Annotated in this window: 8 protein-coding genes and 3 pseudogenes; 4 read left to right on the top strand and 7 right to left on the bottom strand. The window is 53.4% G+C overall.

What is annotated here, in order from left to right:
• The first annotated feature begins 49 nt into the window (after positions 1 to 49).
• From ispF to QZT94_RS01750, 3 genes are all read left to right on the top strand, one after another.
• A complete protein-coding gene (gene ispF, locus QZT94_RS01760) occupies positions 50 to 673 on the top strand; it encodes a 2-C-methyl-D-erythritol 2,4-cyclodiphosphate synthase (RefSeq protein ID WP_296761890.1) in 624 nt (207 codons plus the stop codon).
• Positions 674 to 1,009: 336 nt separating this feature from the next.
• Entirely contained in the window at positions 1,010 to 2,701 is a 1,692-nt protein-coding gene (gene putP / locus QZT94_RS01755) for a sodium/proline symporter PutP (RefSeq protein ID WP_296761892.1), read from the top strand.
• A 176-nt stretch (positions 2,702 to 2,877) separates the two neighbouring features.
• Positions 2,878 to 6,372: a proline dehydrogenase family protein gene (locus QZT94_RS01750; RefSeq protein ID WP_296761893.1), complete on the top strand. Its 3,495-nt coding sequence runs from the start codon at positions 2,878 to 2,880 to the stop codon at positions 6,370 to 6,372.
• Positions 6,373 to 6,840: 468 nt separating this feature from the next.
• Here QZT94_RS01750 and QZT94_RS01745 read toward each other — a convergent pair whose 3' ends face one another.
• From QZT94_RS01745 to QZT94_RS01715, 7 genes and pseudogenes are all read right to left on the bottom strand, one after another.
• On the bottom strand, positions 6,841 to 8,358 hold the full coding sequence (locus QZT94_RS01745; protein WP_296761895.1) for a recombinase family protein: 1,518 nt from the start codon (positions 8,356 to 8,358) through the stop codon (positions 6,841 to 6,843).
• Positions 8,355 to 9,608: a recombinase family protein gene (locus QZT94_RS01740; protein ID WP_296761897.1), complete on the bottom strand. Its 1,254-nt coding sequence runs from the start codon at positions 9,606 to 9,608 to the stop codon at positions 8,355 to 8,357. Before QZT94_RS01740 ends, QZT94_RS01745 begins: the two co-directional genes overlap by 4 nt.
• 76 nt (positions 9,609 to 9,684) lie before the next feature.
• On the bottom strand, positions 9,685 to 9,873 hold the full coding sequence (locus QZT94_RS01735; protein ID WP_072510408.1) for an AsnC family transcriptional regulator: 189 nt from the start codon (positions 9,871 to 9,873) through the stop codon (positions 9,685 to 9,687).
• Positions 9,874 to 10,469: 596 nt separating this feature from the next.
• A pseudogene (locus QZT94_RS01730) lies at positions 10,470 to 10,595 on the bottom strand (N-acetylmuramoyl-L-alanine amidase); the annotation flags it as partial.
• 134 nt (positions 10,596 to 10,729) lie between these two features.
• Positions 10,730 to 11,101: a hypothetical protein gene (locus QZT94_RS01725; RefSeq protein WP_296761900.1), complete on the bottom strand. Its 372-nt coding sequence runs from the start codon at positions 11,099 to 11,101 to the stop codon at positions 10,730 to 10,732.
• A 15-nt stretch (positions 11,102 to 11,116) separates the two neighbouring features.
• The gene (locus tag QZT94_RS01720) at positions 11,117 to 11,965 is read right to left on the bottom strand and encodes a hypothetical protein (protein WP_296761902.1); all 849 of its coding nucleotides are present in this window, start codon (positions 11,963 to 11,965) and stop codon (positions 11,117 to 11,119) included.
• Positions 11,966 to 12,241: 276 nt separating this feature from the next.
• A pseudogene (locus QZT94_RS01715) lies at positions 12,242 to 12,544 on the bottom strand (N-acetylmuramoyl-L-alanine amidase); the annotation flags it as partial.
• Positions 12,545 to 12,921: 377 nt separating this feature from the next.
• Here QZT94_RS01715 and QZT94_RS01710 point away from each other — a divergent pair.
• Positions 12,922 to 13,812 (top strand): annotated as a pseudogene (locus QZT94_RS01710) (IS1249 family transposase); the annotation flags it as partial.
• Positions 13,813 to 13,917: the final 105 nt, after the last annotated feature.

Raw genomic sequence — 13,917 nt, 5'->3', positions numbered from 1 at the left:
ATTTAACCATATTTGCCAGCATTTTTTAGCAAGTAGTTAGACTGGAGATATGAGCGATTCCTTTAGCGTGCCCAGCCATGATTGCCCTTCTACTTCCGCTGTTATGCCGGGTGAGGCTGATGGTGAGAGTGCGTCCTCGCCGGTCGGTAACGGTGACCATTTAGTACCGGCTATTCTTCCTCGAGTGGGAATAGGTACTGATGTGCATGCTTTTGCTGATTCTAGTGATGCCGATAATGCTGCACGTCCTTGTATGGTTGCGGGGCTTTCTTGGCCGGGCGAACCACCCCTTAAGGGTCATTCGGATGCGGATGTAGCTGCTCATGCCCTTTGTGACGCTATTTTGTCGGCTGCCGGTCAAGGCGATTTGGGTACTCATTTTGGCACCAATCGCCCCGAGTGGCAGGGTGCTTCTGGTAAGCAGCTACTGGAAGCCACTATGGAGATTATTCACCAGGCAGGGTGGGAACTGGGTAACGCCGCAGTTCAGGTGATTGCAAACCGCCCACGGATGGGGCAGCGTTATGACCAGGCTCGTGCGGTTTTAGAAGAGGCAGTGGGGGCTCCGGTGTCTGTTTCTGCTACTACCTCGGATTATCTGGGATTCACTGGGCGAGGCGAGGGCGCAGCGGCGGTTGCTACCGCTTTGGTTTACCCTTTGGGGCGTAACTAGCCAAAAGTTCTAGGACGTAGATAGCTAAATTTGGGTGAGGGTCAGCAGCTCAGTTACTAAGGATAGGTTTTAAGTAGCAATAATATCTTGTCCAGCAGCATTTAATGTGTATTACACCATACAATACAGGGCTTTAGTCCCAGATTAATTTATGATTTCTATTCAGACCTTAAACTCTATCTAAACCTTTATTTTTCTGGGATTTTACCCCATACCGTGAAAAAAGGATTACACCGTCTCATATATCTAAAGTCCCGGGGTATATTGTGATTAGCTTGACATCAAGATATTATATTTGCAATCAGAACTGTCGGCACAAACCCCAATGGAGAGCAAATGATAAACACATTCTCAACATTAGTGAGACCCACTGTTGGTGCAGCAGATTTTATTAGCAGTGGAAACACCAGCGGAATCGCCATTGCAATGGTTATCTACTTCGTAGCCATGATTCTGATTGGCATCTACGGTTACACCCGCACCCAAACCATGGATGACTTCATGGTTGGCGGGCGCTCCCTACCGCCCCTAGTCGCCGCCCTCTCGGCGGGAGCCGCAGATATGTCCGGTTGGCTAATGATGGGATTACCCGGTGCTCTTTACCTTACCGGTCTGGTGGAATCCTGGATAGCTATCGGGCTGCTGATTGGTTCTTGGTGCGCCTGGAAATGGGTAGCGCCGCGCTTACGCTCCTATTCACAAGTTGCCGGGGACTCAATTACCGTTCCCTCATTCATGTCAGCTCGCCTTAAAGACGACAAATACATTCTGCAACTGGTAGCCGGAGTTATTATTCTTTTCTTCTTCACCATCTACGTTGCTAGCGGCATGGTTTCCGGCGGAGTGTTCTTTGAATCCATCTTCCATGTGAACTACCACGTAGGCATGGTAATCGTAGCCGGAGTAGTTATTCTTTACACCCTGGTGGGCGGATTCCTGGCGGTATCATGGACCGACATGGTACAGGGCATTATGATGCTAATCGCCCTACTCCTAGTGCCAATCTTCGGGGTGGTTGCCCTGGGTGGCTTCGGAGTAATGACCGATACTCTAAACGGCTTAGAAGGTCATATGTTCTCCATGATTGGTGACGGTGCAGCCGGAAAACTCTCGATTCTAAACGGGCTAGCCTGGGGGCTAGGCTATGTGGGAATGCCGCATGTAATCGTGCGCTACATGGCACTACGCTCCCCGAAAGAAGCAACTTCGGCTCGCCGCCTAGGCATCGGCTGGATGTTCCTGTGTGTACTGGGCGCAACCATGACCGCTCTAATCGGGCGCGCCCTCACCGAAAACGGTCTCGCCGGAATCAAAGACGCCCTAGATAAGGTAAAAATCAACCCCCAGGAAAGCATTTATCTGGTAATGGGAGAAAAGCTCTTCCCCGCCATACTTGCCGGTTTTATGCTGGCCGCTATTTTAGCTGCCGTCATGTCCACCGTTTCTTCCCAGCTATTGGTGACCTCCTCGGCAGTAGTAGAAGACATTTACCGGGGCATTAAGAAACGCCGACTGCTGGGAGCCAAGGGTATCAACGCCGGACGGATGGTAGTGTTAGCGATTTCCGTAATCGCCGCTTTCTTCGCCTGGTTCCGTACCGACTCGATTCTAGGGCTAGTAGCTTTCGCCTGGGCAGGTTTTGGAGCGGCATTTGGACCGGTAATCACACTCAGCCTCTACTGGCGCAAATACACCTGGCAAGGAGCCGCAGCCGGAATGGCAGTCGGCGCAATTACCGTAGCTATCTGGGGAAACCTACCGGATAACCTACCGATGTTCTTCCAGGTCTACGAGATCCTGCCTGGATTCTTACTGAATCTGCTAGTTTCCTGGCTGATATCGCTAGCAACCTATAAACCGAATCAAGAAATCGACGAAGAGTTCAATCTTGCGGTTAAACTTGCACACGCTAATCAAGATGAAATTAACTCTGCCCTCGAAGGAAAAACTGTCACCCCCGTGACCACTATGCCATTCGCTGAGGTAGAGGGCGACGTGCAGATTAGAACAAAAAATACAACTAAATAAAAAAAATAGGGACATAGGAAAGAAGTCCCTAAAATCGGGGTACACTTCCTCGCATCTAGTGTTACCTTGAACATATAAGTGCGTAGCGGGTCGAGCAACCAGCAAGCTCGAGCCGCTACGCCTTAGGTGCGATTGATACCTAGTAAAAACTCTTTCCTAAGAAAGGACTAAAACAAATGTCAGAAAGCGTGGCTCCCCCCAAAGCTGGCGGGGAAACCGGCGACTGCCGTCACCTTGCAGATCTGGCGGTTGCTCGCGCCCAAAAATGGGTGCGGGAATCCGAGAAATACCCAGAAGATCGGGCAGCAAAACTCCTCTCCCAGGTACTTGAAGACCAGACTGGTTTGGACTTTACAGTTGCCTTTGTAGATGGGGTAATTCGCCCTGAAGATATTAAGGTTGCCGCCGAGGAGCTTAACCGCCTCGCGTCCTCTTCCATAGGGTTCTTACCCTGGTATCTGTGCCTACCCTTCAAGATAGGTGGGGCAATGGCACCGCTGCTACCCAATCTGGTTATCCCCATTACTCGCAGCGTGTTCGCGAAACTGGTCGGGGATTTGGTGCTCGACGTTTCCGATGCCAAACTTGGTCCGGCAATCAAACGGCTAAAACACGGTGGCGCCAGGCTGAATATGAACCTGCTAGGAGAGGCGATTCTCGGTGATGAAGAAGCTGAAAAACGGCTAACTGACACTATGGCGCTGTTAGAGCGCCCAGATGTAGATTACGTATCCCTAAAAGTATCGGCAGTTACCGGTCCGCACAACCCCTGGGCTTACGACCATGTGGTAGACAGAGCGGTAAACGCCCTCTTGCCGCTATATCGGCGCGCTAACTCCTATGACCAGAAGAAATTCATCAACCTGGACATGGAGGAATACAAAGACCTCCATATGACCATTGATGTATTCAAGAAGATTCTGGAAACCCCCGGGCTTGAAAAGCTAGAGGCTGGCATCGTCTTGCAGGCATATTTGCCTGACGCTCTGCCCGCTATGAAACACCTACAAAAGTGGGCAGCTCGGCGCGTAGCTAGCGGGGGCGGGCGGATTAAGGTTCGCGTTGTAAAGGGCGCAAACCTGTCGATGGAGACGGTAGAGTCACGTGAACGTGGCTGGAAACTCACCACCCAAAAGAGCAAGCAAGATACCGACTCTAACTACATGAAAGTGCTCGACTATGCACTAACTAAAGAACACACCCGCAACATCAAAATCGGGGTAGCAGGAATGAACCTGTTCACCGTGGGTTTTGCCTATGAACTGGCTAAAGAACGCGGGGTATTGGACTCTGGCGGGGTAGAGTTCGAAATGCTTTCCGGAATGGCTTCCCCCCAATCCAAGGCAGTTGCCGAAGATACCGGTCACCTCCTGTTCTATGTGCCGGTAGTTAATCCGGAAGAATACGATGTGGCAATCGCCTACCTGGTGCGGCGGCTAGAAGAAAACTCCTTGGAACAAAACTTCATGTCCGATATTTTCGATTTGGACGATGCTGACGTTTTACACAAGGAAGAACAGCGTTTCCGCCGCGCCCTAGATAGGGTGCACGAAGTGGAAGTCGGTCCAGTTCGCCACCAAGACAGGTGCAGCGAGAGTACCGAAGATATTAAATCTTTCGTACAAAAGGACGGGGAGTGGACTTTTGAAAACACCCCGGATTCTGACCCTTCGCTACCTGCAAATATCGAGTGGGCACGCCAAATTATTAAAGCTATCCCCGATTGTCAGATTGGGATTAAAGAGGTCGAGGAAGCCACCGTTTCCGACGCTAAGGTGCTCGATCAAATGCTGGCTGGGGCAGAGGCAGCCGCGAAAGTCTGGGCGGCGCGTCCCGCCAAGGAAAGGTCCGAGATTATTCACCGCGTGGGCATAGGGCTCAGCGAAAATCGTGCCCAGCTGATGGAAATCGCGGCCGCTGAATGTGGTAAAGCCCTAGATGGCGGCGATATCGAGGTATCGGAGGCCGTGGACTTCTGCCATTACTACGCTCAGCAGTGCCTAGAGCTAGAACAGCAAGCAGGAGCCAAGTTCCAGCCGGCACGGGTAACGGTTTCTACCCCGCCCTGGAACTTCCCGATTGCTATTCCGACTGGTTCCACTGTTTCGGCGTTGGCAGCAGGTTCATCGGTAATCTTCAAACCGGCTAAAGAAGCTGCTCGTACCGGCGCGCTGCTTGCCAAGATAATGTGGGAAGCTGGGGTTCCGCGAGAGGTTCTGCACTTTGTCCAACTAGGTAACCGTGACCTCGGCAAGAATCTAATGGCTGATAAACGGGTAGATCGAGTTATTTTGACTGGTTCTATTGACACTGCCAAGATGTTCCGTTCCTGGGATAACAATATGGGTCTGCTGGCGGAAACCTCCGGCAAGAACGCAATTATTGTTACTCCCTCAGCGGATTTGGATTTGGCGGTCAAAGATATTATTAACTCAGCGTTTAGCCACTGTGGGCAAAAATGCTCGGCTTCTTCGCTGGCTATTTTGGTCGGTTCAGTAGGTTATTCCGAGCGGGTACATCGCCAGCTACTTGACGGCGTACGCTCGCTGGTGGTGGACTATCCCACCAATCCTGCCAGCCAGACCGGCTCCCTATGCACCCCGGCAACCGGAAAGCTGCTGCGCGGTCTAACCACTTTGGGACCGGGCGAGCATTGGGCGTTAAAACCCAAGCAGCTAGATGATTCCGGGAAACTGTGGACTCCGGGAATTCGCGCAGGGGTACAGCCGGGCAGCGAATACCACCTCACCGAGTATTTCGGCCCGATTCTGGGGATTATCCGCTGCGACACCCTGGAAGAAGCTATCGAGATTCAAAACGCCACCGATTACGGTTTAACCGCCGGGTTACATTCTTTAGATGCCGACGAAATCAACCTGTGGCTAGATCGCGTACAGGCCGGTAACGTCTACGTCAATCGCGGTATTACCGGCGCTATTGTTCGTCGCCAGCCCTTCGGAGGGTGGAAGAACTCCGCGATTGGGGCAGGTACGAAAGCTGGCGGCCCGTCCTATCTATATGGTTTGGGCGAGTGGGAAGCCGATGGGATTCCGGAAAACGAGGGCGTGGATCTACGTAACCGCGCCCTAGTAGAGGCCGCGAAAGTTGCGCGCTCTTTGGACTCCAATAAAGAGTTCGTGATGGCTTCGCTGCGCTCTTCACAGCAGGCTCTAGACAGCGAGTTTGCGGTCGGACATGACCCTTCAGATTTACGGGTAGAGCGTAACGTGTTGCGTTACTGTGCGCTGCCGGTCTTGATTCGTCTATCCGAGGGCGAGGACGCTTCTCAAGTGTTAATGCTGGCAGCTGCGGGTCGCGCCGTTGGTTCTCAAGTCTCGGTGTCAATGTCGCAGGAACCAGATTCCGCGCTACTCCAGTACCTGCGAGTACAGCATATTGATTACGAGGTCGAGTCTGACCAGTCTTTCCGTGACCGTTTGCCCGCTTGGGCTGCCGGTGCCGGTCTGGACGCACGGATTCGCCTGATTGGTGGAGATGTTAAAGCCGTAAATGAAGCGGTTAGTGGCAATGTGAATGTGGCGGTCTGGTCGCACCCGGTTACTGCTTGTGGACGCGTAGAAATGATTCCATTTGTACGTGAACAGGCAGTAGCCTTCACTAATCACCGTTTCGGTAACCACACTCCCCTGTCAGAGCAGGTGAAAATCTAGCAGCTCACCAGGTCTATAACTAAATAAATGCTTTGTGGGGGTTGGGAAGTATTTCCCAACCCCCACAGCGCATTCATAAAACACTTTCCAGCATTCCGTCCGCAACCCCATTTGGGTATTAACCCCGAAGTTCCGGCGCGGGCGAACGCTCAGCCCGCGTTCGCTACCTCCCCGCGCCAGCCCTCACGGGTTCGAGCCCTCAGCTTATAAAATGGTTAATCCCCAGGATAAACCTGGGGATTAACCATTTTGGTTACTTAGACGCTCATTTTGATACAAGCGTGTTTTTGGGTGCACGGGTGCTGTTTTGGGTGCAGGGCTGTTGTGGCGGGTGTATAGGGGGCAGTGTGGGTGCAGCGACGCTGACTTGGGAGCTGCCGTGACCGCCCGATCTGTCAAGAACGGCAGTGGAGCATGTGCATGGTTCTGCTTCTGAGACCCGTCAGATGCTGACCTGATACGTCGAGTTCAGGCTTTGAAGTGGATGTGGATGTTGCCGTTGGTGGTGATAGTGGCGTGGTCGGAGTAGTCCAGTGGCGGCTGGCTGGACAGAAAGGCGTGTACTTGCGCGGCTTGGGCGCGGCGCTGGCGTAGGTCGTCAATCTGGCGGGCTAGTTTTTGGCGGTTTTCGAGTTGTTGGTAGCGCCGGTCGTAGTCGTCGGGGTCGTGCGTGGTGGTGGTGCAGGTGGTGACCAGCTGGTTGATCAGGGTAATGGTTTCCTCGATACGCTCGGTGATCTCAGCCTGTCGGGTTTCTAACTTGGTGGTGTCGTAGACGGCTTGATCGAGCAGCCTGAGTGTCTTATCGAGGGCGTGGTGGTCGTTAACGCGTTCATCGAGGGCGGTCACGAAGGCTTCTCGGATTTGGGTGTCTGTGACGTGCGGTGTTGTGCAGGGGGTTTTGCGCGCGTATTTGTTGTTGCATCGCCAGATGTAGCGGCGGTATTTGCTGGTGGAGTGCCATACTTTTCTGCCGTACCAGCCGCCGCACTGGGCGCATTGGATACGGCTAGCGAACGGGTGGGTGTTAGCGGTGCCTTTACCGGAGCGTCTAGCGAGTTCTGCTTGGACTGCTTCCCAGGTGGATGGGGCGATGATCGGCTCGTGGTTGGCGGTGACGTAGTACTGGGGTACTTCACCCTCGTTGGCCTTAGTGGCTTTTGTTAAAAAGTCTGTGGTGAAGGTCTTTTGCAGCAGAGCGTCACCTTTGTATTTCTCGTTGGTCAGGATGGAACGGATCGTGCTGGCAGGCCAGATGGTTTTACCTCGAGGGGTTGGGATTGCGTCAGCGGTGAGTTCAGAAGCGATGGTGTGTGGGGTGGCGCCTTGGAGGAACCGGGCGTAGATACGGCGCACGATCACGGCTTGATTTTCGTCAACCACGAGGTTACCGTCGGCGCCTTTCTTGTAGCCGAGCAGGGAGGCGTAGGGCACCATGATTTTACCGGTGGCGAATCTTTTGCGGTGTCCCCAGGTGACGTTCTCACTGATGGAGCGGGATTCTTCTTGGGCGAGGCTACTCATGATGGTAATCAGTAGTTCGCCTTTAGAGTCCAGGGTCCAGATGTTTTCCTTCTCGAAGTACACCTCTACCCCGGCGTCTTTAAGTTGGCGCACATGCGTGAGCGTGTCTACGGTGTTGCGGGTGAAACGGGAGACGGACTTGGTGAGGATCAAGTCGATCTTGCCGGCCAGCGCGTCAGCGATCATCGCTTTGAAGCCTTCGCGGTGTCGAGTGGTGGTGCCGGTGATGCCTTCGTCAGCGTACATTCCCGCGAAGTCCCACTCCGCCCGGCCCTGAATATAGGCGGTGTAATAGGTCACTTGTGCCTCATAGGAGGAGGCTTGCTCCTCGGCTTCGGTCGATACCCTCGCGTAGGCGGCAACTCGGCGTTTGCGTGCCAGACCGGCGGTCAGGGTCTGGCCTGGGGTTTTCGTGGCTGGGATGGTCGTGACTTGTTTAACCCGCTGCGCAGTAGTGGTCATGATTGCCTATTCTCGTGGATGTTGACCACCACTGGGGTGTCACTGGTGGTGGTGTGGATAGTTAGTGTCCCGTCTGGGTGGGCAATCATCCTTTTAAGCTGGTGGAGGGCCTGCTCGTCATCCCACTCAGTCCATCCGAGTGTGTCGGCGCAGATGTTGGTGAGCAGGGTGTGTCGGATTTGTGGTGCGTGGCAGGGGTTTCCTTTGCCTTTGGTGGCGGTTTCGCACCACCAAAACTTGTATCGCTTATCGCGGCGTGTTTTGGTTCTGCGATGGTAGAACCTGCCACACACTGAGCATTCGATTCTCGAGGTCAGCCCGCAGGTTCGGGCACTGGGTGTGGCTCCTCGCCCTAGTTGGCGGCGGCGGGTGAGTTCATCGCGTACGGCCTGGAACTGGTCTGGGCTGATGATTGGTGGGTGGGATCTGGTAACGAGGTAGCGGGGTAACTCGCCAGTGTTCACGGTCACGGCAGCGTTGGCAATTTCGGGTCGGTAGTGCTGTTGGAGTATCACGGTGCCGGTGTAGGTTTCGTTCTCGAGGATCTTGCGTAGCACTTGCCCGTGAAAAGCCCTACCGCGCCGAGGCTTAATCCCCTCACTGTTGAGTTCTTCGGCGATCGCCTCGGGAGATTCCCCGGCCAGAAACTGGGTGAAGACCCGCTTAACCACTTCGGCTTCGTCCTCGACGATGACGAGGTCGCTAGCCTTGTATTTATAACCGTAGGGTTGGCGGAAGTGCAAGCCACCGGTGGCGTATTTCTTCCTGATCCCCCACTTGACGTTTTTCGACATCGAACGCGATTCTTCTTGCGCGAACGAGGCCAATAACGTCAGGAGGAGTTCACCATCGGCGGTGGCGGTATCAATGTTTTCCCGTTCGAACCGGATCGTGACTCCTAAGGTGCGCAGCTCGCGTACTGTTTCAAGCAAATCCACGGTGTTACGCGCCAAGCGAGAGATCGATTTACACAACACGATGTCGATACCACCAGCACGGGCGCTACCCATCATCTCGTGAAACTCATCCCGATGCTTGGTAGAAGTCCCGGTGACGCCTTCGTCAATGAACACCCCGGCATACTCCCACCCGAGCGTGGAGTGGATCAGGTGGGAGTAGTAAGACACCTGGGCGGCAATCGAAGACAGTTGGCGTTCATGATCGGTCGAGACCCGCGCATACGCCGCCACCCGAACCCGTTTTAACCGCTGGGGTTTCGGGGCGATCCGGCGAATATCAGGCTTTCCCATGACACCTCCTTGCGTGGTGACTACACCACTTTCGAGCCTGCTTAGAACCGTTGTTTGTGTTGTATCCATCTACGCTCTAAACCCTGGTTTTATCCAGTCGAACCCCCACCATCAGCGCCCCCACTACCGCAGTGGAATCACGCGCCAAACTGGTAAGGACGGTGCGAGATTCCTTGCTGGTAAGTAAGCCCTGATCGGCGAGTAGGTCGACGAATCTGATGGCGCGCAGCAGCTCGATTTCAGCATCAACATCGATCACGGTCATGGCCTGCCACCGCGTGTGGAGAATCGATCCCTGACGTAACAGGCGTGAGTGCAGTATTTACGTGTACGGTTTCCGTAGGCGCTGAATACTGTTCCGCAGTGGTGGCAGGTGAAGGTGTAGAACGCGCGCCTGTTGATCTGGTCGGGATGGGTTTTCCACCACGCGCGCCTACACGCATCACAACAGAACCGGGTTTGGCGCCCCGCTAACGGACTTGAACACTGAAGGCAACCAACGACCTGACCCACCGTGCGCGAGTCACCGCTGGCGCTTGCAGGAGTGACATTGTTGCGTCTGCACCAGCTTTTCACCGTGTTTACGTTTAGCCCCAGCTCATTTGCGATGAGTGATAATCCCATCCCGGCTTGGCGGAGTTTACGAACCTGGTCTTTAGACCGCGTATCAAAACCAGCCAACCTCGGCTACCTCCTTACAGAAGGCACCCGCTAGGTAGAACACCTTGTTCTAGTTGGCCTTCTACTCATACGCCCCCACACACCCCTAATACGGACGCCCCTAACCCAAGACACGAAAAAGAGCCCCGCCACGACCTCTTAAGCGAGGCAGTAGCGGGGCTAGCGCAGAACGTGTGAGTGTTAGTAGCCGAGCTTCTGATTCACCCGGCGCTGTACCTGCTCATACAAGTTGCCAAGACGGCGGTGGCGTTCGTCCCCGTTGCCGTAGTCACCACGGATGACCGCGTCAGCCAGGGCATCGATGTTTACCGCAAGGTTAGGGGAAGGAGGATAGATTTTTGAAGTGTTGATCTACTTGTATCGCATAGACAAGTACGCACCCTGGTCTTCCTTGATTGAAGAGGGTGCGTATTTGGCTTGGCTGCAAGGACTATAGAAGACTAGTCTCCAACTTCCTCTCGCGTTGCGAGAATCGTAGCGAAAGTAAGGCTGATTACCAGTCCTGCAATAATGGCTAGCATTCCGGAGATGTTGATCGCAGTCGGAATGTTATGTGCATAGTAGAAGAATGAGGCTGAACCGAGTAGACAAAGGCATACCCCAAATATGTACACTCCCCTCAGCAATACCGAGCTCTTCAGCGTGATGGCTGCACTTAGACCTACTAGCGATTCAACAACGAGAATCAGTAGAATCAGCCATTGACCCCAAAGTGGAGTGTTACTTGTTGTTCGCAGTGCATAGATCCAAAGGCCAACAAAGGTTGCAGCAAGTACCAGCGAGGACAAAATGGGGATGTGACGCTTTCGCATGAAAAACACCTCCCTTTACGGACAAGAACTAAATACGTGAACTGCCGTCACCGTGCTGTAGTATACGCCAGCTGTCGCCATGCATGAGGATTGCGTAGCGCCTTTCGAGTAGGTCGCTATGCAGTTATTACCCAAGTTTACAAGTAGTGCTGCGTCGCAAGCTTTAGAAGCGCAACCCTTGCGCTCGTAACACATGTCATGAATTGCGCATGGGCCACGGAAATCCGCATTGGGTCCAAAAGGATTTGGGAACTCGTCTGGGGATTTGGTGCAGTAGTCGTGAAGTGACCCTAGTTTGGGGTTGTATACATAATTTGAGGGAACCTTGATGAGGCTTGCCCTCCACTGTCCTGCAGACTCTGTTGAGCTCGGCACTGTTGCATCAAAGTAGTCAAGTCGATACTTGACGACATTGTCAGACTCGCTTGATAGGCGAAGCATATTATTCTCAAGAATCACCTTGGCGGGTGATACTTCACCATCAATGGTCGAGCCGTAAAATTCTGTTACCAGGCCGACCAACTCCCTGTGCGAATTTGAAATGTAGAGCCACTGGGTGGCATCATCCAGTGCGAATGTGTATCCTTCCCACCGAGAAAGATCGAGTTGTGCTATGCCATTGATGGCAGTAAGCGAGTTCGGAAATTTGAGGCTGTAGCTTTTGCTTGCAGTCGGTACGGCACCGCCCTCCAATTTCAAGCCCAAAGCTTCAGCGCGTTCATTAACACTGGACGTCTCAGAGACAGTTGTGATGTGTGAAAAACCTGTGTCGGCAACAGCTGTCTGTGCGGAAGTGAGACCTGCCAGCAGAGCTAGGGGGCATGTAAAGGCCAGCCCAAGGGTTGCCATAATCTTTCTCTTCATGACTTCTCCTCATTGAGTTATGCATGTGTGGATTCACTCACAATGTAACACTGATCACGCACCCGCAGGTACAATGTGACCACGAACGCACTCCTCGATCTGGTGTCTCGCTCTTCCCATGAGGCTAAATACAATCGCATCACCCAACTGGTAGTGCGATCGCGGTACCCTCAGTATTGATGGGAGCTAACAGAGTTAGACAGTAAAATACCCCACTACCACCGAGAAGTTGGGTAGTAGCGGGGCTCGCCGGGAGATGCGTGGGTGCGGTTAGTGTTAATAGCCGAGTTTTTGGTTCACCCGGCGCTGTACCTGCTCATACAGGCTTCCGAGGCGGCGCCTGCATTCCTCGCCGTTGCCATAGTCTCCGCGGATGACTGCGTCGGCTAGGGCGTCGATGTTGGGTGTGGGCGCTGGGGTGTGTCCTGTGAGTTTGGCGTTGACGCGAGCCTGCACCTGGTCATAGAAGTTGCCGAGCTTGCGTCGTCGTTCTTCACCGTTGCCGTACTCGCCGCGGATGACCGCGTCCGCTAACGCATCAATATTCGGTGCTGCTGGTGCCGGTTTCGCTGGTGCGGGTTTAGTGGGCGTGGCAGGTTTAGCGCCGGTCATCGGGTTAATACCTGAATGGGGGTGCGGATTGTTTTTTGGGGTTTTATCAGGGGTTATGATGGTTTGAATATGCTTTGAGAGCATATTGTGTGAAGAGTGCTTGTAATCGACCGGTTTGTGGTGTATGCGGACAAAGGCTTGTAAAGAACGGTAAGACTAGCTCTGGGCGAACCCGGTGGCGTTGCCTGTCCTGCGGGGCTTCGACAGTTAAATCACGTCCTGATATTAGCGCTAAATCCCAAGCAGACTTGTTTATAAAATGGCTGTTAGAAGGCTATTCGGTTAACCAACTCGGTCTAGCTAAAACCTCTTTTACTACTAAAACCGCCTGATGTTGGCAAGTCCAGGTGCCTAAGCCCTCGGTCACTGGCGAGGTCTACAATCAGGTGCTACTTGACGGGATCTATCTTGCCTACGGCTGGTGCTTAATCACCGCTACTAACGGCAAACAAATCATTGACTGGCAATGGTGTCAAAGAGAAAACGCGCCCGCCTACCAAGCAATAATGAACCGGCTACCCGCCCCGATGGTAGTGGTAACCGATGGCGGGGCAGGCATTAAGAAAGCTCTACGAAACGCTTGGCCTAACACCCGCGTGCAACGCTGCCTTTTCCATGTTAAAACCAACACCATCACCGATCTAACCCGCAAACCCAAAACTGTCGCCGGAAAAGCGCTACTAGCTCTTACCAACCAGTTATTAACCATCAAAACCCCTCAAGAGGCCGCCAACTGGATTAGATTGCTACACCAGTGGCACCAGCTCTACCAAGACCTCATCAACGAGAAAACCTACAGCACAGACCCCAACACTAAAACCCGCTGGTGGTGGACACACGAACGTTTAAGGAGAGCCTACAAACGACTCGAGCGCCTTTCCCGAACCGAGCACCTATTCACCTATCTAGAGCCCGAATTCGCTAACAAAAACATTGACCACACAACCAACCAGCTAGAAGGAGGAATCAACGCCCCCATCCGCCGCCTACTCAACACCCACCGCGGCATATCCGAGCCACACATGAAAAAAGCCATCCAATGGCTGCTCAACCAAAAATCCATAGACCCAGCCAACCCTATAAAATATCTCACCAACCAGCACAAACACCTAGACCAAGAAAAACTGGCTCAACCAATGCCACACCCGACCAACCCGCCCCAATACGACAACGCCATCGACTACAACCCCAAATACCAAGACGGATCCCTACACATCCGCAAAGGCTGGACATGACACTAACCCACCCCGACACGCCCTAAAAATACACACATTTTAGGTATTAACCCCTACCAACCGCCTGGAACCCTCGCCGACAAGCAAAAACGCCCATCCTGATAC

Origin of the sequence: Varibaculum sp., assembly GCF_008661855.1 — a bacterium.
Classification (GTDB): domain Bacteria; phylum Actinomycetota; class Actinomycetes; order Actinomycetales; family Actinomycetaceae; genus Varibaculum; species Varibaculum timonense_A.
This window is presented reverse-complemented; position numbering and strand designations above follow the sequence as displayed.

Bases quoted from the DNA above. Each gene is read 5' to 3' on its own strand.
- putP (WP_296761892.1), top strand. From the start codon at position 1,010: ATGATAAACACATTCTCAACATTAGTGAGACCCACTGTTGGTGCAGCA.
- ispF (WP_296761890.1), top strand. From the start codon at position 50: ATGAGCGATTCCTTTAGCGTGCCCAGCCATGATTGCCCTTCTACTTCC.
- QZT94_RS01745 (WP_296761895.1), bottom strand. From the start codon at position 8,358: ATGACCACTACTGCGCAGCGGGTTAAACAAGTCACGACCATCCCAGCC.
- QZT94_RS01725 (WP_296761900.1), bottom strand. From the start codon at position 11,101: ATGCGAAAGCGTCACATCCCCATTTTGTCCTCGCTGGTACTTGCTGCA.
- QZT94_RS01720 (WP_296761902.1), bottom strand. From the start codon at position 11,965: ATGAAGAGAAAGATTATGGCAACCCTTGGGCTGGCCTTTACATGCCCC.
- QZT94_RS01735 (WP_072510408.1), bottom strand. From the start codon at position 9,873: ATGACCGTGATCGATGTTGATGCTGAAATCGAGCTGCTGCGCGCCATC.
- QZT94_RS01750 (WP_296761893.1), top strand. From the start codon at position 2,878: ATGTCAGAAAGCGTGGCTCCCCCCAAAGCTGGCGGGGAAACCGGCGAC.
- QZT94_RS01740 (WP_296761897.1), bottom strand. From the start codon at position 9,608: ATGGGAAAGCCTGATATTCGCCGGATCGCCCCGAAACCCCAGCGGTTA.